Genomic DNA, 25,019 nt, shown 5'->3' with positions numbered 1-25,019 from the left:
TCTCTGGAGTGTCCATGTCCCACCGCCATCCGCGCCGATGCCATCTGGCCCTGCTGATCGCCGCATCGCTGTCCACGCCGTGCGCTGTCGCCCAGGATGGGCAGTCCCCGCGTGCCGATGACGCAGCGCGCATGCTCGACCGCGTGATCGTCACCGCGCAGCGCGGCAACCAGACCGGCGTCAGCCGCGCGGGCGGTGTGGGCGTGCTCGGCGAGCAGGCGGCCGAGGACGTGCCGTTCGGCATTCGCAGCTTCAACGCGGCGTTGATCCTCAACCAGCAGCCGCAGACGCTGGGGCAGGTGCTCGAGAACGACCCGTCGGTGCGTACCACCTACGGCTTCGGCAACGCAGCCGAGCAGTTCGTCGTGCGCGGCTTCGCGCTGGCCGGTGACGACATCGGGTACGACGGCCTGTACGGCATCCTGCCGCGGCAACTGGTTGCCCCGGAGCTTTACGAATCCGTGCAGGTGCTCAACGGCGCCAGCGCATTCCTCAACGGCGCCGCGCCCGGTGGCTCCGGCATCGGCGGCAGCGTGAACCTGGTGCCCAAGCGGGCGGGTGACACGCCGCTCAATCGGGTCACGCTGGGCTTCACCTCGCCGGGCCATTCGGGCGCGAGTTTCGACATTGCACGGCGCGTCGGCGGCGACGCGGCGTGGGGACTGCGCATCAATGGCGCCACGCGTGGTGGCGATGTGGCGATCGACGACGAGGACCGCCAGTCCGATGTGCTCGGCCTGGCGCTGGACTACACCGGCAACGGGTTCCGTGCGGCGCTGGATCTGGCCTACCAGGACATCCGCGTCGAACGCCTGCGCCCGAAGGTGACCGTCAACAACGTGGTGCCGCGGGTGCCGGATGCGGACCTCAACTACGGCCAGCCGTGGCAGTACACCGAGCTGCGCGACGTGTTCGGCCAGCTGCGCGCGGAGTGGGACATCGGCGAGCACACACTGCTCTACGGTGCACTGGGTGCACGCGACGGCCGCGAGGACGGTGTCTACAGCTCGCTCACCCTGCTGGATGCGGAGACCGGCGATGCCAGCGTCAGCGGCTCCTTCATTCCGCGCACCGACAACAACGAGGCTGCGACCGTCGGCCTGCGCACGCAGCTGGAGACCGGTCCGGTCAGCCACGCACTGAATGTCGGCGTGTCGGCCAACTGGCTGACCAATCGCAACGCGTTCGAGTTCTACGCCGACGCGATGCCCACCAACCTGTACAACCCGGTGGACACCGTGCGGCCGTCGACCGTGTCGTTCGTCGGTGGTGACCTGTCCGATCCGTTCCCGATCTCGAAGACGCGCCTGACCAGTGCGTTCGTGTCGGACACACTCGGCGTCCTCGACGACCGCGTGCTGCTGACCGCCGGCGCGCGGTTGCAGAAGATCAACGTGCGCTCGTATTCCAACGTGACCGGTGCGCTGACCGCCGAATACGACGAACAGGACGTCACCCCGGTCTTCGGCGTCGTCTACAAGCCCGTCGACGGCGTGTCGCTGTATGCCAACCGCATCGAGTCGCTGGTGCAGGGCGGTACCGCGCCGGCGAGCGGCGCCAACCCCGGTGGCGGCGCACCGTTGCCGGTCATCAATGCCGGCGAGATGTTGAAGCCATATGTGTCCCGTCAGACCGAGATCGGCGTCAAGCTCGGCCATGCGCGCCTCAACGCAGGTGTCGCGCTGTTCCAGACGGACCGCGAGACCGCATTCCTGCAGCCCGACCCTGCCACCCAGGGCGCCCTGCGCTTCGGACCGTTCGGGGAACAGCGCAATCGCGGCATCGAATTCAGCGCTGAAGCGATGCCGGTCGATGGGCTGCGCATGATCGGTGGCGTCTCGATTCTGGACACCGAGTTGCGCCGCACCGTCGGCGGCCTGAACCAGGGGAACGACGCCGTCGGCGTGCCCGACCTGCTGGTCAACGCCAACGTCGAATGGGACGTGCCCGCGCTGCCCGCGCTGACCCTGACCGGCCGCGCAGTCCACACCGGCGAACAGGCGGCCAACCTCGCCAACACCACACATCTCGACAGCTGGACGCGATTCGATATCGGCGCGCGCTACGTCACGCTGGTCCGCGACCATCCCCTGACGCTGCGCTTCAACATCGACAACATCACCGACGCACGCTACTGGGCGTCGGCGTTCGACAGCTTCCGACCGGACCTGCTGCAGGGCGCGCCACGCACCTACAAGCTGTCGGCATCGATCGATTTCTAGCCGGCAGGCGGCGGCGCACATACGACGGAATCACGGGGCGGTCCAGTCCGGTCCGTGTCTCGACACCTGCCTTCAACCAACGGGAGCAGGCGCACTCCGTTGAACTCGGCGCAGGGACACGCGGCGCTTCATGCCGACAAGGCGAGCGGCGCGGACAGAAATGGCGGAGCGGCTGGCTGTCCCCGCGCGCGGCTTACCGCTGCATGCAGCGTTCCCAACGCTCCTGGACGCGGTTGGCGAACCACGCAGTCGTCAGGGTGCGGGTGATCTTGGGGCTTTCGAGCACGATGCCGGGCAGCACGGCGCGTGGCAGCGCGCGGCCGGCAGCGGTGTCGGCCAGTGCGAAGACGCGGCGGTAGAGATCGGTGTCCTCGAACCCGTGTTCGCCGCCCTGCGCCAGCGCGCGGCGGATCTGCGCGGCGTCCATGCCGATGCGGCCGCCCAGCGCGCGCACCGCGCGTTCGGTAGCGCCGGGCGTGTCGAGGTTCGCGCCGGGCAGCAGCAGGTCGCCATCGAGCGCGAGTTCGATGCCCGAGGCTTCGGTCACCGCGTTCTGGAAGGCCGCGTTGCGGCTGGCGTACCAGCCGGCGTTGAAGTCCGCAAAGCGGTACAGCGGCGTCTCGTAGTTCGCGGGATAACCCAGCAGATGGGTGGTGCCGAAGTACAGACCGCCGCGCCGGGTGAACACTTCGTGCCGGATGTCGTGCTCGACCGGATACGGATAGCCACTCGCGTGCGTTTGTGCGAAGTCGATGCGGACCTGCATCGGCCCGCCGGTGCGCACCGGGTTGTGGTCGGCGAACAGACGCCGTCCCAGCGGCACCATGGAAATGAAGTCTTCGTAGAGTTCGCTCAGATCGCGCTCGGTGCGCACGCGATCGAGCCGCTGCGCGTAGGTGCGGCCGTCGGGCGATTCTAGGCGCAACGCGGCGTTGAGCAGGAAGTCCGGCACGTGCACCGCGGCGGCGCGGCGCTCGATCTCGGTGCGTGCGAGTTTCGGCAGGCCCGACACCGCGGGATCGGCGGTGTAGGTGCTCTCCTGTTCGGTCACGGCGAGCACGGCGCACAGGTGTTCGCTGGTGGGCGCGATGTCCTGCGCGGTGAGCGCGACGTAGACATCGTTCGCCCAGCCCGCGCGATCGTCGAGGCGGGCCGGCAGCTTGCGCAGGATCTCGGCGCGGACATCGTCGGGGCTGCGCTGAATCTGCAATGGTGCCTGGCTGGCGCAGCCGGCGAGCAGGCACAGCGCGGTCAGGGCACACAGGATCCGGGTCATGGCAGGCGCTTTGCGGCGAACGGTGCGGCATCGTCGCAGACCATCTGCCGTGCGCGTGGATCGCGCGCGGCGGCAGTCATGCAAGTGACAGGATCACCGCGTCTCGCCGTCGCGCGCGTCCTGCGTGGCCGCTTCGCGATCCGCATTGGCGGCGTCCACGCCGGCTTCGAGCGCATTGCTGGAACCCGACACCGCAGCGTCGTATTCGGCCCTGGCGGGTCGGATGAGGCCCTCGCGCTTCTCGCTTGCCTGACGGATGGCGTAGTCGAACTGTGCCGCAGTCGCGCGGCCGGCGTTGCGGTCGGTCGTGGCGGCGCCGATGACGGCGTTCGACTCGCGGACTGCCTTGCCGACGATGCAGTTCAGGCGCGTGGAGTGCGTGCCGACGGTGCGATTGAACGACGCCGACGCAGCGCCGATACGGCAGTTGAAGCGCGCACTGATCGCAGCAAGGCGGCGGTTGAACAGGGCGGTGAGATCGTCGCGGTTCTGCGCGGCGAGGTATTCGCCGCCGCCGGCTTCGGCAACGCTGCGCAACTGCTGTTCGGCCTGCGCATCGACGTCGAAGCCGATCACGTTGACGACCACGCCGATATCGCCGGCCCGCAACGCGCGCGCCGCAGCCACCGGATCGCCATCGCAGGTTTCGATGCCGTCGGAGACGAGATAGACCACGTTGCCGTCGGCATTCGCGCCGCCATCGGCGAAGTCGCGCGCGGCGGCCTGCAGGGACGCGGCGATCGGCGTGAAGCCGCTGGGCTGGAACGCGCGCACGGCGGTTTCGAACGCGGCCGGGTCGCGCGGTGCGAACGGCTGCACGAGTTCGGTGGCGCGGCAGGACTCGGGCTTGTCCTGTTCGCGGTTGCCGCCGCGGTGGCCGTAGACGCGCAAGGCGACCTGGGCGTCACCTTCGATGCGGCGCGCGAAATCAAGCAGCGCGTCCTGCGCGATCACGAGTTTGGTCTCGCCGCCTTGGCGGCCGGCCATCGAGCCGGAGGCATCGAGCATCAGCAGCACGCGGCGAGGCGCGGCCGGCATGCCGGCGACGGTGTCGTCGGCGCAGGCCTGCGCATCGGGCGACTCGGCCTGCGGGCAGGTTGTGATGTCTTCGCCATGCGTGGCGACGAGGCCGTCGTAATAGCTGCGCAGCGCGGGATCATCGGTGGCCGCGGCAGCCGGTGCGTCGGGCGCGGCGGAAGACACGGCGGTGTCGGCGGTGTCGGATCGGCTGCAGCCCGCGGACAGGCAGGCGGCGATCACGAGGGCCAGCAGGTGACGGGCGTTGCGCGGCATGCGGCGTCTCCGGTGTGGACGCGCAGTGTGCGGCCGGGCCGTCGTGGCGCGATCAAGACGGCCGTGGGTCGATCAGCGGTACGGCCCCGGCCCGCGCCAGACCACTTCGCCGCGGCGGTAGACGCGGTGGAAGCCGATGACTTCGCGCGAATCGCGGATGTTGGCCATCGCCGGATCTTCCGGGGCGAGCATGCGGCAGTCGCTCGACTCGCGGCGCAGCGCGGTTTCCAGCGGGCAGACCATGTAGTCGCGGGTGCCCGGCAGCGGAATGAAGAGTTCGGTAACGCCTTCGTCGCGCCATTCGCGCAGACGGGTTTCGCTGGTGGTGTCGTAGACCACCTGGTAGCCGCCGACTTCGAGACTGGGCTGGTCGGACGTGGAATCGCGGCCGCGGCCCCGTCCGATCTGCGCGGTGCGTTCGCGACCGGCGTTCACCGGCGCGGTGGCCTCGGGCAGCATGCCGGGCGGCTGGCCCCAGGTCCGCGCGCGACGCTGGGCATCGGGCGGGCTGGCGGCGGCCTGCGACTGTACGGGCTGCGGCGGTGTCGCCGGGGCCGGCGGCGCGGGACGCGGCGGGCGCACTTCGGTGAGCGCTTCGATGGGCGCGGGTTCGTCGGGCGGCACCGGTTCGGCGGCCTCCTCGACGCGCGTGGTCACCACGCGCGAGGTCACGGGCGCGGCCTGCGTGGGCGGCGTCTGCGGCGGCGGGCTCGCGATCGGCGCGGTCACCGGCTGCGGCGGGGTGATGCCGATGTACTGCACCGCCATCGGGCTGCCGGCCGACGAACCCTGCGGCGTCTTGAAGACGATGGGTTGGGAGATCAGCAACAGATACGCGAACAGCACATGCAGCACCGCGCTGACGCACGCGGCGAACCACGGCTGCAGACGTTCGATGCGGGAAGGGGCGCGTCCCTCCGGACGGCGGAACGCCTTGCTCATGCCGCCTGCAATGCGTCGGAGGTGCGGGCCTTCATGCGGAATCTGGAGGTGCGGCGTGGGGACCGGCATCGTAACGCGAGCGGATGTGCAAACGCGGGGACGCGGGGGCCGTGATCCAGCGGTGGTGCAGGTCCGAGTGCGCTCCGACACGCGTGGCGGCGCGGATGGCGCGGGTGGTCACCTGCACACCAGGCGTCGCCCCTAGGGGCGGCCCCACTGGGCGACGTGACAGGCAGGTTGCACGCTGACGCCACGTCCCGCGCGCGCCAGGTTCCGGCCATGACCAATCCCCTGTCTTCCGCCACGAATACGCTGCTCACCCACTACGATCGCGCCGCCGCTGCCGACACCGGCTTCTTCAGCGACACCTCGCGGATCACCACCAGCGATCTCGAGGCCCTGATCGCCGACGGGTCGACGCCGCAGGATCTGCGTGAGGCCGCGCAGTTCCTGCTCGACAGCGCGGTCTCGCAGCGCTATCTCGATACCGCCAACGGGTCCGGTGGGTTCGATGGGCGCATCAGCCGCGACGATCTGCAGTCGGCCGCACAGGAACTGGCGGGACCGGGCGCGTACAACGCCCTGCTCGACACCGCGGCCGGACAGCGGTCTTCGGCCTGGAATCCCTTTTCCGCCGCGCGCGACGGCAACGTGGGTGATGCCGACATCGCCGCCGCCCTCGCCGATCCCGGCGTGCCGCAGGAGGTGAAGGACACCCTGCAGCTGCTGCAGCAGTCCGGCGACACCACGCGTGCGAGCGAACTGCTGCGCAGCCTGACGCCCGAAGGGGCTGCGGCGGCGAGCGCGCTGCAGAACACGCCGGCCTACGCGGCGCTGTCGGACGCGGACCGCGCACTGGTCGCGCAGGCGTTCGTCGATTCGGGCGCGTCGACGTCGGTCGCGCGTGATCTCGCCACGCTGGTCGGCGAGCCCTCGTTCCAGGCGATGACGCCGGCGCAGCGCACCGCCGCGCTGAGCGAAGCGGCGCTTCTGCAGACGCCGGAGTTCAAGGCGCTGTCGCCGGCGGACCAGCGCCTGGTGACCGAGGCCCTGGCCAACCGCACACCGGGCGACACCGATCTGCCGGCCGCACTCAAGACATTGATCGAAAGCGCGGACTTCCAGTCGAGCGACCGGTTCGGCGCCGACGAGCGCACCGCGCTGCTGAGCCAGGTGCGCAACTATCCCGATTCGCGCTCGGTCGAGAACCTCGGGCAGCTGATCGGCAAGGACTGGTTCCGCGAGTTCGATCTGGGCGACAGCCAGCGCGCATTGAAGGCGGTGGCCTATCTGTCGCAGAACGATGCTGGCGACATGACCATCATCGACAACACGCTGGATCTGTTCCTGGCCGATGACGCGCCGTACCGCTTCGACTTCGGCGAGACCTCGGCCTACGGCTCGGTGCCGCCCGAGCCGGGCGACCTGTTCCAGATGAACCGTGCGTACATCAGCGCCGACAACAATCCGGTCGACATGTCGGCGAACTCCACGCGGTCGGGCGAACTGCGGGTCATCGGCCACACCTTCGTGCACGAGGTGAACCACATGCGCAACTGGGACAAGAGTCTGTCCCTCAACTCGTCCTACGGGTTCCATGAGGAATACCGCGCGTTCTACGTCGGCTCGCAGGCACAGCACGGCCGCACGCCGACGGTCGCGGACGTCATCGACCGCGTGGCCGGCTTCGTCAACGTGGATGGCAGCTACGATCACCTCGCCGCGCTGCTGGATGCGAAGGGCGCGGATGCGCAGGGGATCGTGGATCATCTCAATACGATTCTGGGGCGCAGCGATCTGACGGTCGACAACGCCCGCGCCGAGGTCAACGCGCTGGTGCAGGCGAAGAAGGAGGCCGAAACCAATGGCAAACCCTTGCCGCCGGAGCTGTCACAGTCTGCCGGCGTCACCACCGGGCCCGATGGCACGAACAATCTGACCAATGCGTAAGCTGATCCACGCCGCCGGCTGTTGCCTGTTGATCGTCGCCCCGACCGGGTGCGCGCAGCAGGCGGCTGCGCCCGCGGCGACCCCAACCGAATCGACGGCGGAGACGATGGACGAGACCAGCAAGCGCGTGGCCGAAGTAGCCGCGGACGCCAATGGATGGCAGGTGGCGGATGTCGTGGTGACCGATGTGCCGGACGGCGCCGCGGGTGCATGCCGCCTGGTGGGCGTGCGCTCGAACAATGTGCTGTCGGCCTCGACCAAGACCTATGCAGTGCTGCACGGCGACGAAGTCGTCGGCCGTGGCGACGCGGATGCACTGGCGCGCGTCCTCGACGCCTGCGGTGACGAGGCGAGCCCGGCGCTGTGGGCCGAGGCGGTGGCCGCATTCGGCGCGGACGTGCCGCCGGGTCGCGTGCCCAGGACCGAGGCGAACATTTCCAGTGATGCGCACCGCGGCGCGATCGAGCGAGGTGGCTACCGCTTCCATCCGCCGCAGTTCGCGGCCGACGGCGCGGTCGAGTTCTTCATGACCGATGTCGAAGGCGGCCAGCTGTTCGAAGTGCGCGCGGCGCGCGGCGCTGATGGCGCGATCGATGTGGCGGTGAAGCCTGCCGGGCGCGGCTGATCGCGGCGCGCGGTCCGGATCAACTGAAACGCAGCGGGCCGGCGCGTGTGCGGCGCCGGCCCGGTTTTCTACATGTCGCTTCGAGCGGTCAGTCCTTCAGATCGTCCGGGACCTTCCCGCCGTTCTCGGCCAGCTTGCGCATCACCGCCCTGTGCAGGGCGAGGTTCTGCTCGGCACTGCCGTGCGCACCGGCGTTGACGTCGAGCTCGGCGGCGAGCTCCTTGCGCGCCTCGAGGCTGGAATCGAGATCGAGCAGCTTGAGCAGGTCGACGATCGAACGGCGCCAGTCGCTGGCACCGCCCTTCTCGGCGGCGAGCGCGGTCAGCACCGCTTCGACATCGACCGGCTCGGCCGGCTGCGCGGGCGCAGTCGCAGTGGGCGCCGGGTTGTGCGACGGCGGCGACACCTTGGGATCGTTCTCGCTGCCGGTGAAGATCACGGCCGCCGGCTTCGCAGGCGTGGCAGGCTTGGACGTCGGCGCGGGTGCATCTTTGCGGCCGAAGATGCGGTCGGCGATTTTCGAGAACAGGCCCATGCGGGTCACTCCGTTGAAGGGAACGGCGAGTGTGTGGCCGCGTTCGCAAAGGCCGCATGAAAGAATCGTGCGCTTGCGATGACGCAGATCGGGGTTAGGCTGGCGTCGACGCGACCCGTCTTGATTGAAAGGATGTGCTGATGGCTCTGGTGCGATGCAAGGAATGTCAGCGTGAGATCAGCGACCGGGCGATCGCGTGCCCGCAATGTGGCGACCCCAAGCGCATGGCGTCGTCATCCCGAGGCATCCGGATTCTGCTGGGCGTCCTCGTATCCGTTCTGGTGCTGATGTTCGCAGCCGGCATTCTGTTCGCGTGGCTCGCGCCGAAGGCGTCGTATCCGATCGACGTCGAACTGCAACAGCGGAGCGTTCCATCGACTTCGCTACAGGCTGACTGTCTCCCGCACCACGCGTGCACAACGACACAGCTTGCGTCTCGCTAGACCTGCGCGACAACGAAGAGACGCGGAAACGGCAGCAACACGGTTCCGTCGGCCTGCGCAGGCATCGCGCGCGTGATGCCGTCGAGGTAGGCGTCGAGAAATTCACCGCGCTCCGCGTCGTCCAGCGGTTCGAGATACGGGCCGAGTGCGGAACCCTTGAACCATTCGACGACGGCGGCGTGATCGGCCAGTGGGTGGAAGTAGGTCGTGCGCCAGATGTCGACGCGACTGCACAGCGGCGTCAGCAGTGCGTGGTACCACGCGGCGTCGTGGCGGTCGGGATGCTGCACATGGCCGATGCGCGCGGACCAGCGCGGCGATGCGGTCAGCGTCTGCGCGACGCGGTGCGGCGGCTCGCCGAGATTGTCGGGGGTCTGCACCGCGAGGCAGCCGCCGTCGGCGAGCTGCGCCAGCAGCTGCGGGTACAGCTGCGCGTGGTCGGGCAGCCACTGCAAGGACGCGTTGGCCAGGATCACATCGACCGGATGCCCGGCGCGCCAGCTGGCGATGTCGGCGACCTCGAACGTGATGTCCGGCAGACGTTGGCGTGCGGCGCGGATCATGTCGTCGGCACTGTCGATGCCGAGGATCGTCGCATCCGGATAGCGGGCAACCAGCACCTGCGTGGAGTTGCCGGGACCGCAGCCCAGATCGACCGCGTACGCGGCGGTTTCGCGCGGAATGGCGGCGACGAGATCGCGGGACGGCCGCGTGCGTTCGTCTTCGAAGCGGCTGTACTGGGTGGCGGACCAGGTCATGCATGTCTCCGTGCGCGGTAGTTGGGCGCCATCCACAAACCCGCAGTGCGTCATCCCAGCGCACGCTGGGATTCATTGTGATCTTCGCGTCTGCGTTGGATCGTGCGACGACGCGCGAGCGAACACGGTGAAGCCGATGGGTTTCGCTGCGCTCGACCCATCCTACGGGGCGCGTTGCCTGCTGTCGGCCGCGTCTGCAAGTGCTGGAGGGCGATGCGATCGGCAAATGTTGCGACGGCTCTTGCCCTCACCCCAACCCCTCTACCCCGGCGGGCACGTAGTCCCAAGGAGAGAGGGGCTGAAGCACGCCTCAAGCCAACCTGATGCGTCCCGACAAAAAAACGGCGCCATCGGCGCCGTTTTCCCGATTGCCTGTACCAGCGCCTCACTTCTTGGACGAAAAGCCCTTGCCGCCACCGGAGGACTTGCCGCTGTCCTTCTTCTGCGCGTCCGCGCCCTTGCTGTCACCCGCGCCGGAGCCCGATTTCTGCTGCGGCTTCTTCGCGTCTTTCTGATCGTTCGCCATCATCTACTCCTGCGCGGTGGAATCACCGCCCGGCCAACCTCCTCCCGATGAAGTGACGGCGAGGTCGGTCTGCGCACCTAGATCGCGACCGATGCGCGGCAGGTGTCGGGGCGAAGGGGACACTGCCCGCCAGACCGCGGGCACATGCATCGTGAGCGCGTGCCGTCGGGTCTGACGGGCGGCCGGTTGGCGGCCGGAACCGGGTCTCACGCGCGGTGCGCGAACGACAGCATGCGCCACCACCTGCGCCGCCCGCGCGGCGGGTTTATCGTCGCGGCATGCCCGCATCCACCCCGATCCGCTGCCAGGTTCGATTGCTGCGCCCGGCCACGCCGAAGACCGCAACGTGGACGTTCGTCGTTCTGCCAGCCGCGGCCAGCGCACGGCTGCCCACGCGCAGCATGGTCACCGTCGACGGCACGCTGGCCGGCCAGTCCTTCCAGGCGACGCTGGCACCCGATGGCGTGGGCAGCCACTGGTTCAAGGTGGAGAAAAAGCTGCGCGAGGCAGCGGACGTGGCAGTGGGAGACAGGGTCGAACTCGTGCTGTCACCCATGGCCGAAGAGCCCGAACCGACCGTGCCCGCCGATGTGCGCAAGGCGCTGGCCGCCCATCCGCCCGCGCATGCGCAGTGGAAGACGCTGACCGCGGTGCAGCGCCGCGACTGGATCCACTGGATCACGTCCGGCAAGAAGGCGGAAACGCGGGTGAAGCGCCTGGCGACTGCCTGCGACATGCTGGGCTCGGGCAAGCGGCGTGCGTGCTGCTTCGACCGCTCGGGGATGTACAGCAAAGGGAATATGGGCGCGCCGGAGGCGGCGGACGCGTCCTGACGGCGATCCGGGCGCGCACCGGAACCCGAGACCTCAGCTGGCGCGCAGCGCGCGCCTGACCGCGCCCATTTCCGCATCGCGACCCTCGACGATGTCCTGCACCGTGTGCTCCACCCGGATGTCGGACTCGATGCCGGCATCCGGTGGCGCGCCACCCGGGGACGGCCCGATCGGAAACTGGCCGACCAGCGGCAGGTCCAGCTCGATGCCACTGTGCGGCAGGGTCAGGAAGAAGAATGCGCTGCCGTTGATGCCGCGCTGGTTGCCGCCGGTGGTCTGCCCGACCAGCGTGGCCAGTCCGCTGGCCTTGGCCTGCTGCGCGAACTCGAAGGTCGCCGAACTGTTCTCGGCGCCGATCAGGATGAAGACGCGGCCGGTGTAGCGCGGCGCGACGGGCACGATGCGCTCGACGCCAGTGTCGGGCTGCCAGCGCGTCAGACGGAAATCACCTTCGGCGCGCGGCGTCGCGGCGTCGCCCCAGTCGTAGAAGCTGCGGTCCCAGGTCGACAGGCCTGCGCGCAGGGCGTCCGGCACACGACGGACGCGGACCCGATGTTCGATGCGCGGGAGCTCGATCGGTGCGGCCGCGAGATGGGCGAGCAGCCCTTCGCCGACCCCGAGCCCGCCTTCGTTGCCGCGCAGATCGATGACGAGCGCGGGCGTGCCGGCCGCATCGAGTTGCGCGAACGACGTGTCGATGAAGGCGCGCCAGTCCCATGTGCTGTTGAACAGGGCCCAGGTCGGCATGCGCAGGACTGCCAGCGCCGGGTCGCGCGTGTCGAGCGACCATGCCGGCGCCTCGGGCGCGGCTGCGGCAGGATTCACCAACTGCGCGCGGCGCTGGGCGAGTGTCAAACCCTGCAAGGCGCGCTCGATGCGCGTGCCATCGGGATTCCGCCAGACCACGATCGGGCGCTCCCCGAGTCCTGGGTACAGCAGCGGCAGATAGACATCGAACGCCTCGATGGCGTCGTAGCCCAGCACCTGCATCTGTGCGATGCGCTTGGCGTCGTTACCGCCGTCGGCGCGGGCGACCTGCAGCAGCGCGGTGAGCATGTCCTGCGCAGGCACGCCGCCGATGGTGAGGACGTCCGCGCCGCGTTGCAGATCCGGAATCCCGAAGCCGTCGGTCACGACCATGCGGCCTGCGATCCAGCGGAAGTGGAACGGCAGCCGCTGCGCGCCGCCGAGCAGCGCGGATTGCAGCGCATCGGGCTGGTTGAGGACGTTGGGAAACGTGTGTCCGCAGCGGATCGTGGCCGCGAAACGCGCGAACGCCAGGAAGGCCTCGCCACGCGTGGCGCCGCCGGCGAGTGCACGACGCAGGCCGTCGAAGCGTGTCCGCACTTCTTCAGGCGTGGCGTAGCGGTACAGGCCGGGATGGAGCGCCGTGTAGGTGCGCTGCAGCCGGTCGACATCGGAGACGAGGCCGGCACCCGACAGGACATCGTCCAGACGCGCGCGATCCGCGTCGGGCACCGCGGCAAGCGACACGGGCAACGGAAACACGAACAGACAACACAGGAGCAATACGAAGCGCGCCATGGACATTCCGGCAATGGAGGAGATGGCGGAGCATCGGCCCGCAGCGGCCGCACGGCGCCTCATCGCGCCAGCGCCTGCACGCGTTTCAGGAATCGGGACGTCGCGTGCGCCGCCACTCGCTGGGCGTACAGCCGGTGGACGCGCGGAACACCCGGTTGAAGGTGGCCTTGGAGCCGAAGCCGACCGACAGGCCGATGTCGAGGATGTCGTCGCCGCCGACCAGCCGGCGTTGTGCGTCCTCGACCCGCATCCGGTTGATCAGGGCGCTGAAGCTCAGCCCGAGACCTTCGTTGAGCGCGCGGGACACGTAGTTGGTGTTGCTGCCGACCCGCCGCGCCAGCTCGTCGAGGTCGAGGGTCGGCTCCCGCCACCAGCTGCCTTCAATGATGGCCGCTTCGATACGCGCCCCGAGAGCAGCCCAGTCGCGGGGCGGACGGGCCGACTGCGCGGCAGGTGGCGTGTCGACCGACGCATCCGATGCTGCGGGTCCCGTGCCGGCATCACCGATGCGCGGGCGCGCATCGCGCGCATGGCGCCAGCCTTCGAGCCCGAGGTAGTAGACCAGCGCCGCCAGCGCCACGTACATCGGGAACTCGCGGAAGTAGCCGAGCCCGCCCACGACGCGGTCGGCGATCGCGAATCCCAGCCGCAGCAGACTCCACGCCAGCATCGCCACGATGAAACGCTGCAGCCAACGCAGCCGCCATTCCTCACGCGCGGCGCTATGTTGCTCGAGCCAGTGCTGGTAGCCGCGGAAGCTGCGATACGCGAGCACCAGATAGAGGAGCACCGACAGCTGCACCGCAGCGGTTTCGGCCGGCAGCACCCATGGATGATGGACCGCTGCGTTGAACGCCAGCTTGTCCGGCAGCGGCCGTATGAACTGCAGGGCGTAATAAGTTCCTTGCAGCGCTGCCGGCATGAAGTGCCATGCCCAGCCGCGCGGCAGGCCCGCGATCGAGAGCTGGCGCGCATAGAGCCAGACGCAGGGCCCGATCGCCAGATCCCAGTAGAAGGGCGCGAACGTCAGCCACTGGAATGCGTCGTACACCCCCGCGTAGCCGATCGTGTACGGGGTGATCTTCAGCACCATGACGATCAGCAGCGCGGCGAGTACGCGGTTGGCGGCGCGGTTGTCGCGGGTCCGCCACAGCAACGCCGCCATCAGCAGACCGTGCAGGCTGGCGAGCAGGAGCAGCAGGCTCCAGGTGCCCAGGCGGATGTGCGTCATCAGGAGGTCCGTGTGCGGCATCGCGCGACGCCGGCGCAAGCCTAGCAATCGCCGATCGCCCCCACCATTTCTCGTGACGACGCGGACGCCGGCGTGTGAGACCTGGCCGCATCGCCCCGCCGTCCACGTCTGTTTTCGGTGGAAGCCTTCGAAAACAGGACCCGGCATGACCCGCTCATCGCTTTGCGCCCTCGCCCTCTGCTGTGCACCGTGGCTGGCGTCCTGCATGCCCGCGCCGCCGGTGGTGCCGGTCGCGGCCGCTCCGGCTGCGGCGCCTGCGGTCGTCGCGCCGTCCGGCGAGCATCTGGTCTACATCGTCGGGTGCGTGAACTGCCATCACCAAACGCCGAAACAGATCATCAACGCGCCGCCGCTGACGCTCGCCAAAGGCTATTCGCCGGCCGAGTTCACCACGCTGCTGCGGACCGGCGTCGCCCGGGACGGGCGCGATCTGTATGCGCAGGGGAGTCTGATGGGCATTGTCGCGCGGGAGCAGCTGTCGCATCTGAGCGATGCGGAGATCGGCGCGATCCATGCCTTCCTGCGCAACGACTGGACCGCGGCGCGCGCGGCGGTGGAAGAAGCCAAGATCGCGACGTTCCCGCCGCCGACGTTCCACAAGAACTGAGGCGCGCATCGTCGGATCCGATGCGAGGCCTGCATCGATCGCGCGAGCGGCGATCAGCCGGCGACGACACCGTCGATGCGATGATCGCCGGCCCCGGATCGACCACCGCCATGACCCGCATCCTGACCCTCGACGGCAGCCGCATCCACGATCTCGCGTCGTTCTACGACGAGGTCAACCGGGTGTTCATGACCGGTGTCGACTGGCAGCTCGGCCACAGTCTCGATGCGCTCGACGACATGCTCTACGGCGGCTACGGCGCACTCGATGGCGATGCGCCGGTGACGCTGGTCTGGACCGACTTCGCGCACAGCCGCGACGCGCTCGGCATCGACGCCACCCGCGCCTGGCTGCAGGACAAGCTCGACACGCCCGGCCGCTACGACAAGGCACGTATCCGGCGCGACCTCGATGCGCTCGAGGCCGGCAGTGGACCGACGTTCTTCGATCTGGTGCTGGAGATCATCGCCGCGCATCCGAACATCACGCTCGAGACGCGCTGAAGACTCAATCCCGCTGCACGCGCTCGGCGATCTGCGGGATGAACCAGAACGGGATGCGGTACTCGCGGCGGCGCTGTTTGCCGGTGTCGCCGCCGTCGGCGTTCCACACCAGTTCGAGCGTGTGGCGACCCGGCTGGCGGTCGCCGAGCGGGATGTAACCGACGAGGCCGCGCATTCCAAGGTCGCGACGTTCGATCGGCACGAAGTCGTCGAGCGGAATCGCGGTGCCGTCGATGCTGACGGTCCACATCGCGGCCATGCAGTCGATGGCATTGCGGGTGGCGGCGGCGCCTTCGGCGGTGTTGCGGCCGTCGGTCAGCATCGGACACAGGCGGCGCGCGAGTGCGTTGTCGCGCTGCGGCTGGTGCGGGATGAACAGGCGCAGATGGGTTTCGGCGATGCGGTCCGACGGGATCATCGGATAGCGCAGCAGGGCGTCGTGCTCGGCGCGCATGTTCTCGTAGTGCGCGCCGAGCATGCCGTGGTCGACGGCGTCGTCGGTCACGACCTCGTAGCCCTGCAGCAGGGTGAACTTCATCGAGTTGATGACCTGCAGACCGCCGATCACCATCGCGCCACCGATCACGAGCGCGTAGACCGCGAGGAACAGGCGGCCGTTGAGATTGCTCTGCAGCGTGAACTGCATCGGCCCGATCAGGCGCTGCGGCACCAGCACGCCGTAGACGCGCAGCAGCCGCAGCAGCAGACGACGCAGGCCTTCGCTGGATCGTCCGGCCGCGTCGCGGCGTGCGATCAGTTTCTCGCACACCGCCATCGCCACCGCGCCGGCGATGAACAGCGCGTACAGCACGCCGCCGGTGATCAGCGCGACGCGATCGGCCATGCCGAACAGCGCACCGACGAGGCTGCCGAGCACCATCAGCACGATGGCGAACACGCCGACGCCGGCGATGGTCAGCGCCATCAGGATGCTCATCGCGAACAGGATCGACGCCATGCGGTCGGCACGGTCGATCGCCTGTCCGATGTCGCCGACGCGCGCGCGCTGGTAGCCGCGCGACACCGGGCCCATCGAACTGAGCCGGTCCCAGCGCACGCCGTCGGGGAAGGTCGCCTTCAGGCCGATCAGCCCGACCCAGTAGCCACGGATCGCGATGTGGGTCATGAAGGCGGCCGCCAGCGCGTAGCTCACGCCCACGCCGACCGCGAAGCCGAACCAGATCGCGTACTGCGCCATGCCGTCGGCGTGGACGGTGTTGGACACCCACGCGTCGAACAGTCGCCCCGGCACGGTGAACAGACCGAACACCAGCAAGCCGGAGATCAGCAGTTCGAGTTCGTCGCTGCGCTCGCGCAGGCGCTCGAAGCTGATGCGGCCACCCGGCGTGGCCGGCATCGGCGTGCCGTCGACGGGCCGCGGTGCGGCGTCGGTCTCGTGTTGCATGCGCGGTCTCCCCAGATCCGGAGGGCGAGTGTAGCCGCGCGCGGGGTGACGCGTTCAGCTCGGATCGACCAACCGCGCGAGCGCCCACGTGTCGAGGAAGGCGGTCGCGCGGACAATGCGGCCGTCGGCGAGTTCCAGATGCCAGGCGTAGTGATTGCGGTAGGTGCTGCCGTCGCGCGCGGTGGCGCTGCCCTGCCACAGCACGACCACATGCGCGCCGTCGGCGACGATGCGCGTGACCTCCGGCACGATCGGCGCTGCGAGTCGCGCGGTGATCGGCGCGACCGCCTCGTCGAGAAACACCTGCTTCGAGCGGTACGTGCCCGACACCGGACTGTCGCCGGCAACGGTCCACACGACATCGTCGGCCAGCAGGTCGAACACGCTGCCCTGCCCGAGTCGCCAGGCCTCGAACGCGGCGCGGATCTGCGCGGAGTTGTCGTGGATGGCGGTCTGCGCCGGTGCATCGCCGGCGTGCGCGGACATCACCGGCACCGCCAGTCCCATCGCGATCGCGAGACCGGCGAGCCTGCAGCAGCGCGGCACCGTGCGGGCGGCCATCAGTACGGACTCGCGACGGGACGCACGATCAGCTCGCTGACATCGACGTCGGCGGGCTGGGTCATCGCGAATGCGATTGCGCGGGCGATGGCTTCGGGCTCGATCGTGATGCGGCGGAAATCGCGCATGCCTTCGGCCGCGCCGGCGTGGGTGATGGTGTCGGCGAGTTCGGACGTGGTTGTGCCCGGGCTGACCACGGTGACCCGCAGCGTGGTGGTCTCCTGCCGCAAGCCTTCGGAGATCGCCCATACCGCGTACTTGGTGGCGCAGTAGACGGCCGACGTGGGGAAGACCTGGTGCGCACCGATCGAGGCGACGTTGATGACGTGGCCGAAGCCCTGCTGTTCCATCGCCGGCAGCACCGCCGCGATGCCGTGCAGCACGCCGCGGATGTTGACGTCGATCATGCGGTCCCACTCGTCGCGCTTGCGCGCCGACAGAGGCGACAGCGGCATGACGCCGGCGTTGTTGACGAGGGCATCGATACGGCCGTGTGCAGCGAGTGCATGGTCGACGAAGGCCTGCATATCGTCCGCCGACACCACATCCAGCGCACGCGCGTCGGCGCGGCCGCCGGCGGCGGTGATGTCGGCGACCAGCGCGTCGAGACGATCGACGCGACGTGCGCCGAGCACGACGGTGGCGCCACGGGCGGCGAGTTCGCGCGCGGTCGCGGCGCCGATGCCGCTGCTGGCGCCGGTAATCAGCACGATGCGATCGGTAAGGTCCTGCTGCATGGGAGAACTCCTGCATGGGGCGTCTGGGCCCGGTGCAGATACGGTAGACACGGCCCGGTGTCGCGAGAACTCCCTCAGAACTGGATGCTGTGGTTAGACTGGCTAACCAATGGATCTCGACCTCAACCTGCTGCGGGTGTTCGTCGCGGTCGCCGAAGGCGACAACTTCCGCGCGGCCGCCGACCGGCTGGGCGTGACCCGCTCGGCCGTCAGTCAGGGCATGCGCAAGCTGGAGGACCGGCTCGGCGTCGCGCTGGTGACGCGGTCCACCCGCAGCGTGCGGCTGACCGAGGCCGGGCACCGCCTGCATCAGCAGATCGCGCAACCGCTGGCACGGATCGGCGCCGCGCTCGACGACGCGCTCGATGACGGCCCACCCCGAGGCCTGTTACGTGTCGCGGTGACCTCGATCGCCGAACGCTTCCTCGCCGGCCCGCTGGTCGCGCGTTTCGCGGAGGCCTACCCGCAGATCACGCTCGACGTGACCGTGACCGACGACGAATCGGACATCGTCGCCCAGGGCTTCGATGCCGGCGTGCGGCTGGGCGAGGTGATCGAGCAGGACATGATCGCGGTGCCGCTGACCGGACCCGTGCGCCAGGTCGTGGTGGCGACGCCCGGCTATCTGGCCGCACACGGCACGCCGACGCATCCGCGCGAGCTGGTCGCGCACCGTTGCATCGGCTGGCGGCCCGCGCCGGGCGTAGCGCCGTATCGCTGGGAGTTCGTGCAGGACGGGCAGGATTTCGACGTCGCCGTGCAGCCGCAGGTCACGACCAACGACATGCTGCTGATGGTGCGCACCGCACTCGCCGGCGGCGGCCTGACGATCGGCATCGAGGAGACCTTCGCGCCGTGGATCGCACGCGGCGAACTGGTGACGCTGCTCGACGACTATCTGCCGCCGTTCCCCGGCTTTTTTCTGTATTACCCCGACCGCCGCAATCTGCCGCCGAAACTGCGTGCACTGATCGAACACGTGCGCGGGTTTCGCGGGGCAGGTTGAAGCGACGTCGTCTTGGACCGTGCGATCCCCGCATCTCTCCCTCCGGGAGGGATCGACGCGCAACGCGCGTCGAGTGAGGGCGCTGCACGTCAGCGCTCAGCAGACAGCCCCCGACGCCTCATGTCCAGACGCCAAGGGCTTCAGCTGTCCGTATCGAACGAACGCGCTATTGCTGCCTCAGGACCAGATCCCGCCCAGCTGGTTGATCGTCGACAGCGCCAGTCCCTGCGTCGGCGAGGTCGGCGCCTCGGACACGCACGCGCCCAGTCCTTGCGACGCCTGCATGCCGTCGAGCGCACTGCGCGCGGACGCCGCGGCCTCGGTGGCCGCCTGCGCGTAGCTGGCGGCGAACCCCGCCATCGCTTCGGTCGCCGGCGTCGGATTGTTCGCCGCGATGTCGGCCATGGCGGCCGCCGCTTCGACCGCTTCGGCAGCGGCGGCTTCGGCGCGATTGGCCGAGGCTTCGGCGGTGCAGGTGTCGCCTGCGGCAGCGGCGGCTTTGCCGGTCTCAGCTGCGGACACGGCCTCGTTCGATGCGCTGGCGGTGGCGTCCAGACCGTGCTCGGCGGCGGCTTCGGCGGCTGCGCCGCGCGCGTCGTTCGCGCCGTTCGAAGAGTCGGCGCCCGAGACGCCCGATGCGTTGTCGCTCATATGCTGCGGTCCATGTGCAGTGGGGCCTTCATTTTCTCGACTGCACGCGGGGCTGGGACCTCGGGTGAACCCGAGGTGCGCCCGATGCGTTCAGTCATGGTGCGGTGTACGTGCCGCGGTTATGGCCGCCGACGGGTGACGAAACAGCCCACCGTGCGCGCAATGATTCGAGCGTGCGGGCTTCCGCGCGTGCACGCGACATCGATCCGGCGAACGGCACGTTCAACTGCACACGCCCCTCGGGATCCCGCGGAAATCCACCGTGCCGGGACATCAACAGGCGTCGATCCGCTTCCCGCAGATCGACGGTGATCGCAATCGAATGGCCATCTCCGCCATAGCCGCCGTTTGCGTGCGCCGCGATGTCGCCGACCACGCTCCACGCATACTGCAGCCAGTCCGGATCGTCGTTGATCCACAGGCGCCGCGGGATACGGATGCCGTGCGCATCTGCGCCGATCAGGACCCGCTTCGGCCGGCGCCGACAGCGTCTGAACGCCAAGAGAGCCAGACCCAGGACAGCAAGCGAGAAGACAGCCAGCGTGGCCGGCGACAAATCACCGAACGCAGAGGCAACCAGAATGCCTGCGATCCAGATCGCCATCGCGATCGTCGAGACCATTGCAATACACCCACCTGCAGGTTCGCGCACGTCGTAACCGTCGTCCATCGCGCTGCACCTCCATGGCAAGAGACTCAATCCTGCAGCAGGCGTTCGATCCACGCCACGGCGATCCTGCAGCCATCTTCGTCCCGCATCACGCGCCCCAGTGCGTCGGCCCGGGCAAGTATTTCGGGGCGTTCGGCGAAGGCGATCGCTCCGCGTAGGCCGGATGCCGAAGGCCGCCGACCCGACAGCACCCGGTCCGCGATGCCCAGCGCGCGCAGACGGCCTGCCCAGAACGGCTGGTCACCGGCGAACGGCAGGATCACCGATGGAATGCCAGCGCGGCATGCGGAGTGCGTGGTGCCCGAGCCGCCATGATGGATCGCCAGCGCGCAGCGTGGCAGCAGCCAGTCGTGCGGCACGCTGCCGATGACGTGGACGTTCGCTGGAAGACCGGTGATGTCGATGCCGCTCCAGGCGGGATTGAACAGCACGCGCCGATCGCCAACCGCGTCCAGCAGTGCGGCACGCACACGCGGCGCATCGAAGCCACTCATGCTGCCGAAGCCGGCGTAGACCGGCGGCGGCCCGGACGCGATCCACTCGAGGAGTTCGCGCGGTGGCGTCCAGTCCGTCGACGGCGGCACCCACTGGCCGCAGGCGATCGCATCCGCCGGCCAGTCGTCGATGTCCGGCAGCAGCGCCGGCGACACGCCGTAGAGCACCGGGTGCGTGGTCCACAACGCCTTGCGGGGTGGCAGGCCGATCGCGATGCGGCCGCGATTGGTCGTCGCGCGGAACGTGCGCCAGACCATGTGGCTCACGAAGGCGTGCGAGCTGCGGTTGAGCACGCGCGGCAGACGCAGCGGCGACAGCGGCGAGGTGAACGCAGCGGTCGGACTGATCGGAATCATCATCGCGCCGATCGCAGGCTTGCCCAGCGCCTCGGCCACCGACAGGCCGACGAACGCGGTGAGGCCGGACACGATCACCGCATCGCATCCCGCGCCGAGCGCCATCGCCTGCTGCATCCATTCGGGCGTGCGCGCCTCGACGATGCGGATCAGCGCGCGTTCGATCTGGCGCATCGCGCGCATGCGCGACAGCGTGCCGCGGATGTCGCCGGCTAATGCAGTCGCCGGCACGCCGAGTGCGCGTGCACTGTCGAGCGTGTCGGCGTCGCCGAGCAGATGCACCGAATGCCCGGCGCGCATCAACGCGCAGCCGAGCGCGGCGAGCGGTCGCGCGTCGCCTTCGGTGCCGTAGGTGATGATCAGCAGGCGCATGCGCGCAGTCTCGCGCAGCGCCGGGGATGATTACGTCGTCTTCAGCGGCTGCACGCGGAAGCGTCGGCCCTTGATCTTGCCGTCGCGCAGGTGGTTGACCGCCTGCTGCACCTTGCCGCGCGTGATGGCGACGTAGCTGCGCGTGGCGAAGACATCGATCTTGCCGATCGCGTCCTTGTGCAGGCCGGCGTCGCCGGTCAGCGCACCGACGATGTCGCCGGGACGCAGCTTGTCGGTGCGGCCGGCGTCGATGCGCAGCGTGACCATCGGCGCGGCCGGCACATCGCTGCCCTTGCCGCTGAGCGGCAACAACTTTTCCCAGCGCAGCGGTGCGCCGAACTGGCCTTCGACGAGCGCGGTGCGGGGCAGCTCGCGCGGCGTGACCAGGCTCAATGCCAGGCCCGAACGCCCGGCACGACCGGTGCGGCCGATGCGGTGCACATAGGTGTCGGCGTCGTGCGGCAGCTCGTAGTTCACCACCGCGCCGATGTCCTCGACGTCGAGCCCGCGCGCGGCGACATCGCTCGCCACCAGCACATTGCAGCTGCGGTTGGCGAAGCGCACCAGCACTTCATCGCGGTCGCGCTGCTCCATGTCGCCATGCAGCGCGAGCGCATCGAAACCGTAGTGCGCGAGCGAGCCGGCGACCTCGTTGACGTCGGCGCGGGTATTGCAGAAGACCACCGCAGATTCCGGGCGATGACGCAGCAGCAGCGCGGCCAGCTGCGGCGCGCGGCGCGACGGTTCGACCTCGTGGAAGATCTGCTCGATCTTCGGCGCGGGCGCGTCACCTTCGACGCCGATCTGCACCGGCTCGCGCAGCATCGCGGTGCCGAGATCGCGGATGCCGTCCGGGAACGTCGCCGAGAACAGCAGGCCCTGCCGCGTCGGCGGCACGCGCTTGACGATGTCGCGGATCGACTCCTCGAAACCCATGTCGAGCATGCGGTCGGCTTCGTCGAGCACCAGCGTGCGCACGTGGCGCAGGTGCAGTGCCTTCTTCTTCGCCAGTTCCTGGATGCGGCCCGGCGTGCCGACGACGACGTGCGGCGGATGCGTCAGCGACGCGAGCTGCGGCCCGAGCGGAATGCCGCCGCACAGCAGCGAGAGCTTCAGGTTCGGAATGCCGAGCGCGAGCTTGCGCAGCTGCTTGCCGACCTGGTCGGCGAGCTCGCGCGTCGGGCACAGCACCAGCGCCTGGGTCTCGATGAGGCCGGTGTCGATCTTCTGCAGCAGCCCGAGCCCGAACGCCGCGGTCTTGCCACTGCCGGTCGGCGCCTGGGCGATGACATCGCGACCTTCGAGGATCGGCGGCAGCGATTCGGCCTGGATCGGGGTCATCGACGTGTAGCCGAGGGCGTCGACGCCCTGCAGCAGGGCGGGCGGCAGCGCGAGCGCGGAGAACGGGAGAGGCGTGGTCATGCGTGCATGATCGCAGGAGTGGGGGCGGGAGCGGCGGAACGGGCAGCAGATATGCATGTCCTCTCGCGCTCGCCAGGCCAGGGTCATGCACTCGACGGCAGGCGATGCGCACCTCTCCCTCTGGGACAGAGCCTGCCCCGGACCTGAGCCGGGGTCGACGCACAACGTGCGTCGGGTGAGGGTCGGGGTTCTATACAAGGACAACTGAAAGCGCCCTCATCCGCCCTACGGGCACCTCCCCCTAGGGGGGAAGGGAAAGACGCATTCCCCGACTTCGAACTTGCGCGAGCGAGGGCTTGTATCTCGCCTCAGGCGTAGAACGTCGCCGGCGCGTCCGCTTCGACGATCGCATGCGGCACGAAGCGCGCACTGTCACGCGTGATGGGTGAGTTGTCCTCGCGGATGCCGATGCCGCAGGCGTGATCGCCGACGATCCAGCTGCCGACCATCGGGTAGTGACCGTCGAACGCGGTGAGCGGATGTGCGGCCTGGCGGATGCACGGCCCTGCGTAGGGACCGTCGCTGTGCAGCCGCGATCCGTCGGCGAGATGCAGTTCGATGTTCGCGCCTTCGCGCGAATGCAGCGGTTTGCGTACCCAGCCGGCGGGCAGGTCGCCGCCGGTGTCGAACTCGGCCGCGAGCAGGTTCGGATGCCCGCGATGGCGCGCCCACAGCAGCGGCAGCAGGCCCTTGTTGCTGAGCACAGCCTTCCACGGCGGTTCGATCAGGCGCAGGCCGGACTTGGGCAGCGCGCGGCCGAAGTCGTCGTTGAACAGGTCTTCGAGCGGATACAGCTTGAACAGCGAACCGATTACCGTGTCGTCGAGATCGGTGTAGCGGCCGTCTTCGGACAGGCCGATGTCTTCCAGCGCGATCGCCGCGCCGTGCAGGCCGGCCTGCGCCGCGCAGTCGCGCAGGTAGGCGATCGTGCCCTGGTCTTCTTCGGAGTCCCGCACGGCGGCGAACAGCAGCGGCGGCGGCAGGCTCGATGCGAGGTCGGCGAAGCGGTCGACCAGCGCTTCGTGGATCGAATTGAACTGGTCGGCGTCGCGCGGCAGGCGGCCGCTGGCACGCTGGTCCTCGAGCCATTGCCACTGGAAGAACGCGGCCTCGAACAGCGAGGTCGGCGTGTCGTAATTGAGTTCGTAGAGCTTGGCCGGGCCGGTGCCGTCGTAGGCGAAATCGAGGCGCCCGTAGAGATGCGGCTCGCGGCGGCGCCAGCTCTCGGCGATCCAGTCGCGGTAATGCGCCGGAATCGCCAGTTGCTCCATCAGCGATTCGCTGCCGACGATCTCGTCGACCAGGCCCATCGCCATCTGGTGGACTTCGACGCTCGGGTCTTCGAGGTCATGTTCGATCTGCGCCATCGAGAACGCGTAGTACGCGCGCTCATCCCAGTAGCGGGCGCCGTCGATGGTGTGGAACCGGAAGCCGCATTCGACGGCCTGCGCCTGCCAGTCGCCGCGTTCGACGATCGGAATGCGCCGCACCTCAGCCGCCGGTGCTGCGACCGGTGGCAGAGCGACCGAAACCGCCGCGGTTCGCGGTCACCGCGCGGTCCGGCGTCGCCGACACCGGCGCCATGCCGGCCCGGCCGGCGCCCGGTGCGCCGTTCGGACGCAGCCAGCCCTGGCGGTTGTCGCGGAACGCGGGCGAGGCCTGCGGCGTCTGCTGGGCGAGACCGGCGCGGTTGCCGCCCATCATCTGCGACAGGAAGAAGCCGGCCATCAGCGGACCGATGAAGGAATGCCCGGTCGAGGTCTTCTGCTCGACGCATTCCTCGGCCGGGAACTCGGCCTCGCACGCAGCGCGGCTGCTGTACTGCGGCGCGGTGTCGGCCGCCTGCAGCTTGGCCTGCTCGAACGCGATGCGGCACGTGGCGGTGTCGCCGACGGCCTGCGCGCAGGTTTCGACCGAGGTGTAGAGCCCGTCCTGCACTTCCACGGGCGCGGTGCGCTGGCAGGCGGTGAACAGCAATGGCGCGGTGCCCATCAACAGCAGGGCCGTCGTCTTCGAACGCTTGATGCGTCGCGT

General features: G+C 69.1%; 24 protein-coding genes. 7 read left to right on the top strand and 17 right to left on the bottom strand.

The window, feature by feature from the left end; genetic code table 11:
• Positions 1–14 precede the first annotated feature (14 nt).
• A complete protein-coding gene (locus tag V3391_RS13255; protein WP_332078906.1) occupies positions 15–2,222 on the top strand; it encodes a TonB-dependent receptor in 2,208 nt (735 codons plus the stop codon).
• Positions 2,223–2,415: 193 nt separating this feature from the next.
• Here V3391_RS13255 and V3391_RS13250 read toward each other — a convergent pair whose 3' ends face one another.
• The 3 genes from V3391_RS13250 to V3391_RS13240 all read right to left on the bottom strand — a co-directional run bounded on the left by V3391_RS13250 (position 2,416) and on the right by V3391_RS13240 (position 5,733).
• Positions 2,416–3,498, bottom strand: a complete 1,083-nt coding sequence (locus V3391_RS13250; protein ID WP_332078905.1) for a DUF1615 domain-containing protein — start codon at positions 3,496–3,498, stop codon at positions 2,416–2,418.
• A gap of 93 nt (positions 3,499–3,591) precedes the next feature.
• Positions 3,592–4,791 (bottom strand): VWA domain-containing protein, encoded by a 1,200-nt coding sequence (locus V3391_RS13245; protein WP_332078904.1) that lies wholly within the window; start codon positions 4,789–4,791, stop codon positions 3,592–3,594.
• 72 nt (positions 4,792–4,863) lie between these two features.
• Positions 4,864–5,733 carry a type II toxin-antitoxin system RelE/ParE family toxin gene (locus V3391_RS13240; RefSeq protein ID WP_332078903.1) on the bottom strand — a complete coding sequence of 290 codons (870 nt, stop codon included), beginning with the start codon at positions 5,731–5,733 and terminating at the stop codon, positions 4,864–4,866.
• A 279-nt stretch (positions 5,734–6,012) separates the two neighbouring features.
• Here V3391_RS13240 and V3391_RS13235 point away from each other — a divergent pair, with 279 nt between their 5' ends.
• Both V3391_RS13235 and V3391_RS13230 read left to right on the top strand, forming a co-directional pair.
• Positions 6,013–7,683: a hypothetical protein gene (locus tag V3391_RS13235; protein ID WP_332078902.1), complete on the top strand. Its 1,671-nt coding sequence runs from the start codon at positions 6,013–6,015 to the stop codon at positions 7,681–7,683.
• On the top strand, positions 7,676–8,308 hold the full coding sequence (locus V3391_RS13230) for a hypothetical protein (protein WP_332078901.1): 633 nt from the start codon (positions 7,676–7,678) through the stop codon (positions 8,306–8,308). The genes V3391_RS13235 and V3391_RS13230 overlap by 8 nt, the downstream gene beginning before the upstream one ends.
• A gap of 88 nt (positions 8,309–8,396) precedes the next feature.
• Here V3391_RS13230 and V3391_RS13225 read toward each other — a convergent pair whose 3' ends face one another.
• The 3 genes from V3391_RS13225 to V3391_RS13215 form a co-directional block, all read right to left on the bottom strand.
• Positions 8,397–8,843: a DUF3597 domain-containing protein gene (locus tag V3391_RS13225; protein WP_332078900.1), complete on the bottom strand. Its 447-nt coding sequence runs from the start codon at positions 8,841–8,843 to the stop codon at positions 8,397–8,399.
• Positions 8,844–9,282: 439 nt separating this feature from the next.
• The gene (tam, locus tag V3391_RS13220; protein WP_332078899.1) at positions 9,283–10,044 is read right to left on the bottom strand and encodes a trans-aconitate 2-methyltransferase; all 762 of its coding nucleotides are present in this window, start codon (positions 10,042–10,044) and stop codon (positions 9,283–9,285) included.
• Positions 10,045–10,429: 385 nt separating this feature from the next.
• Entirely contained in the window at positions 10,430–10,570 is a 141-nt protein-coding gene (locus V3391_RS13215; RefSeq protein ID WP_332078898.1) for a hypothetical protein, read from the bottom strand.
• A gap of 278 nt (positions 10,571–10,848) precedes the next feature.
• On the opposite strand from V3391_RS13215, the gene V3391_RS13210 reads away from it, so the two are divergent.
• Entirely contained in the window at positions 10,849–11,403 is a 555-nt protein-coding gene (locus V3391_RS13210) for a YdeI/OmpD-associated family protein (RefSeq protein WP_332079680.1), read from the top strand.
• Positions 11,404–11,436: 33 nt separating this feature from the next.
• Here V3391_RS13210 and V3391_RS13205 read toward each other — a convergent pair whose 3' ends face one another.
• Positions 11,437–12,948, bottom strand: a complete 1,512-nt coding sequence (locus V3391_RS13205; RefSeq protein ID WP_332078897.1) for a S41 family peptidase — start codon at positions 12,946–12,948, stop codon at positions 11,437–11,439.
• Positions 12,949–13,033: 85 nt separating this feature from the next.
• Positions 13,034–14,179, bottom strand: coding sequence for a helix-turn-helix domain-containing protein (locus V3391_RS13200; RefSeq protein WP_332078896.1), 1,146 nt, complete (start codon positions 14,177–14,179; stop codon positions 13,034–13,036).
• A gap of 226 nt (positions 14,180–14,405) precedes the next feature.
• Between V3391_RS13200 and V3391_RS13195 the strand changes: the two genes are divergently transcribed.
• Together V3391_RS13195 and V3391_RS13190 are read left to right on the top strand one after the other, a co-directional pair.
• Positions 14,406–14,807, top strand: coding sequence for a hypothetical protein (locus tag V3391_RS13195; RefSeq protein ID WP_332078895.1), 402 nt, complete (start codon positions 14,406–14,408; stop codon positions 14,805–14,807).
• Positions 14,808–14,917: 110 nt separating this feature from the next.
• Positions 14,918–15,310 (top strand): barstar family protein, encoded by a 393-nt coding sequence (locus V3391_RS13190; protein WP_332078894.1) that lies wholly within the window; start codon positions 14,918–14,920, stop codon positions 15,308–15,310.
• Positions 15,311–15,314: 4 nt separating this feature from the next.
• On the opposite strand, the gene V3391_RS13185 is transcribed toward V3391_RS13190, so the two are convergent.
• The 3 genes from V3391_RS13185 to V3391_RS13175 are packed head-to-tail and all read right to left on the bottom strand — an operon-like array spanning position 15,315 to position 18,013.
• Positions 15,315–16,715, bottom strand: coding sequence for a hypothetical protein (locus V3391_RS13185; RefSeq protein ID WP_332078893.1), 1,401 nt, complete (start codon positions 16,713–16,715; stop codon positions 15,315–15,317).
• Between the two features lie 54 nt (positions 16,716–16,769).
• A complete protein-coding gene (locus V3391_RS13180; protein WP_332078892.1) occupies positions 16,770–17,276 on the bottom strand; it encodes a nuclear transport factor 2 family protein in 507 nt (168 codons plus the stop codon).
• Positions 17,276–18,013 carry an SDR family oxidoreductase gene (locus V3391_RS13175; RefSeq protein WP_332078891.1) on the bottom strand — a complete coding sequence of 246 codons (738 nt, stop codon included), beginning with the start codon at positions 18,011–18,013 and terminating at the stop codon, positions 17,276–17,278. The genes V3391_RS13180 and V3391_RS13175 overlap by 1 nt, the downstream gene beginning before the upstream one ends.
• Before the next feature lie 109 nt (positions 18,014–18,122).
• Here V3391_RS13175 and V3391_RS13170 point away from each other — a divergent pair, with 109 nt between their 5' ends.
• Positions 18,123–19,019 (top strand): LysR family transcriptional regulator, encoded by an 897-nt coding sequence (locus V3391_RS13170; RefSeq protein ID WP_332078890.1) that lies wholly within the window; start codon positions 18,123–18,125, stop codon positions 19,017–19,019.
• 177 nt (positions 19,020–19,196) lie between these two features.
• Here V3391_RS13170 and V3391_RS13165 read toward each other — a convergent pair whose 3' ends face one another.
• The 6 genes from V3391_RS13165 to V3391_RS13140 all read right to left on the bottom strand — a co-directional run bounded on the left by V3391_RS13165 (position 19,197) and on the right by V3391_RS13140 (position 25,010).
• Positions 19,197–19,670, bottom strand: coding sequence for a hypothetical protein (locus tag V3391_RS13165; protein ID WP_332078889.1), 474 nt, complete (start codon positions 19,668–19,670; stop codon positions 19,197–19,199).
• Between the two features lie 94 nt (positions 19,671–19,764).
• Positions 19,765–20,340, bottom strand: a complete 576-nt coding sequence (locus V3391_RS13160; RefSeq protein ID WP_332078888.1) for a hypothetical protein — start codon at positions 20,338–20,340, stop codon at positions 19,765–19,767.
• 26 nt (positions 20,341–20,366) lie between these two features.
• Complete coding sequence (locus tag V3391_RS13155; protein ID WP_332078887.1) at positions 20,367–21,563, bottom strand: glycosyltransferase; 1,197 nt, start codon at positions 21,561–21,563, stop codon at positions 20,367–20,369.
• Between the two features lie 30 nt (positions 21,564–21,593).
• Positions 21,594–22,985, bottom strand: coding sequence for an ATP-dependent RNA helicase DbpA (gene dbpA / locus V3391_RS13150; RefSeq protein WP_332078886.1), 1,392 nt, complete (start codon positions 22,983–22,985; stop codon positions 21,594–21,596).
• Between the two features lie 308 nt (positions 22,986–23,293).
• Positions 23,294–24,475 carry a glutathionylspermidine synthase family protein gene (locus tag V3391_RS13145; protein WP_332078885.1) on the bottom strand — a complete coding sequence of 394 codons (1,182 nt, stop codon included), beginning with the start codon at positions 24,473–24,475 and terminating at the stop codon, positions 23,294–23,296.
• 1 nt (position 24,476) lies between these two features.
• A complete protein-coding gene (locus V3391_RS13140) occupies positions 24,477–25,010 on the bottom strand; it encodes a DUF1190 domain-containing protein (protein ID WP_332079679.1) in 534 nt (177 codons plus the stop codon).
• Positions 25,011–25,019: the final 9 nt, after the last annotated feature.

The organism is Luteimonas flava (assembly GCF_036584485.1).
Taxonomy (GTDB): domain Bacteria; phylum Pseudomonadota; class Gammaproteobacteria; order Xanthomonadales; family Xanthomonadaceae; genus Luteimonas; species Luteimonas flava.
The sequence above is the reverse complement of the archived record's forward strand: the minus strand, read 5'-3'. Positions and strand labels throughout refer to the sequence as shown.

Coding starts and splice junctions, on each gene's coding strand:
- V3391_RS13255 (WP_332078906.1), top strand. CDS start 15: ATGTCCCACCGCCATCCGCGCCGATGCCATCTGGCCCTGCTGATCGCC.
- V3391_RS13250 (WP_332078905.1), bottom strand. CDS start 3,498: ATGACCCGGATCCTGTGTGCCCTGACCGCGCTGTGCCTGCTCGCCGGC.
- V3391_RS13245 (WP_332078904.1), bottom strand. CDS start 4,791: ATGCCGCGCAACGCCCGTCACCTGCTGGCCCTCGTGATCGCCGCCTGC.
- V3391_RS13240 (WP_332078903.1), bottom strand. CDS start 5,733: ATGAGCAAGGCGTTCCGCCGTCCGGAGGGACGCGCCCCTTCCCGCATC.
- V3391_RS13235 (WP_332078902.1), top strand. CDS start 6,013: ATGACCAATCCCCTGTCTTCCGCCACGAATACGCTGCTCACCCACTAC.
- V3391_RS13230 (WP_332078901.1), top strand. CDS start 7,676: ATGCGTAAGCTGATCCACGCCGCCGGCTGTTGCCTGTTGATCGTCGCC.
- V3391_RS13225 (WP_332078900.1), bottom strand. CDS start 8,843: ATGGGCCTGTTCTCGAAAATCGCCGACCGCATCTTCGGCCGCAAAGAT.
- tam (WP_332078899.1), bottom strand. CDS start 10,044: ATGACCTGGTCCGCCACCCAGTACAGCCGCTTCGAAGACGAACGCACG.
- V3391_RS13215 (WP_332078898.1), bottom strand. CDS start 10,570: ATGGCGAACGATCAGAAAGACGCGAAGAAGCCGCAGCAGAAATCGGGC.
- V3391_RS13210 (WP_332079680.1), top strand. CDS start 10,849: ATGCCCGCATCCACCCCGATCCGCTGCCAGGTTCGATTGCTGCGCCCG.
- V3391_RS13205 (WP_332078897.1), bottom strand. CDS start 12,948: ATGGCGCGCTTCGTATTGCTCCTGTGTTGTCTGTTCGTGTTTCCGTTG.
- V3391_RS13200 (WP_332078896.1), bottom strand. CDS start 14,179: ATGACGCACATCCGCCTGGGCACCTGGAGCCTGCTGCTCCTGCTCGCC.
- V3391_RS13195 (WP_332078895.1), top strand. CDS start 14,406: ATGCCCGCGCCGCCGGTGGTGCCGGTCGCGGCCGCTCCGGCTGCGGCG.
- V3391_RS13190 (WP_332078894.1), top strand. CDS start 14,918: ATGACCCGCATCCTGACCCTCGACGGCAGCCGCATCCACGATCTCGCG.
- V3391_RS13185 (WP_332078893.1), bottom strand. CDS start 16,715: ATGCAACACGAGACCGACGCCGCACCGCGGCCCGTCGACGGCACGCCG.
- V3391_RS13180 (WP_332078892.1), bottom strand. CDS start 17,276: ATGGCCGCCCGCACGGTGCCGCGCTGCTGCAGGCTCGCCGGTCTCGCG.
- V3391_RS13175 (WP_332078891.1), bottom strand. CDS start 18,013: ATGCAGCAGGACCTTACCGATCGCATCGTGCTGATTACCGGCGCCAGC.
- V3391_RS13170 (WP_332078890.1), top strand. CDS start 18,123: ATGGATCTCGACCTCAACCTGCTGCGGGTGTTCGTCGCGGTCGCCGAA.
- V3391_RS13165 (WP_332078889.1), bottom strand. CDS start 19,670: ATGAGCGACAACGCATCGGGCGTCTCGGGCGCCGACTCTTCGAACGGC.
- V3391_RS13160 (WP_332078888.1), bottom strand. CDS start 20,340: ATGGACGACGGTTACGACGTGCGCGAACCTGCAGGTGGGTGTATTGCA.
- V3391_RS13155 (WP_332078887.1), bottom strand. CDS start 21,563: ATGCGCCTGCTGATCATCACCTACGGCACCGAAGGCGACGCGCGACCG.
- dbpA (WP_332078886.1), bottom strand. CDS start 22,985: ATGACCACGCCTCTCCCGTTCTCCGCGCTCGCGCTGCCGCCCGCCCTG.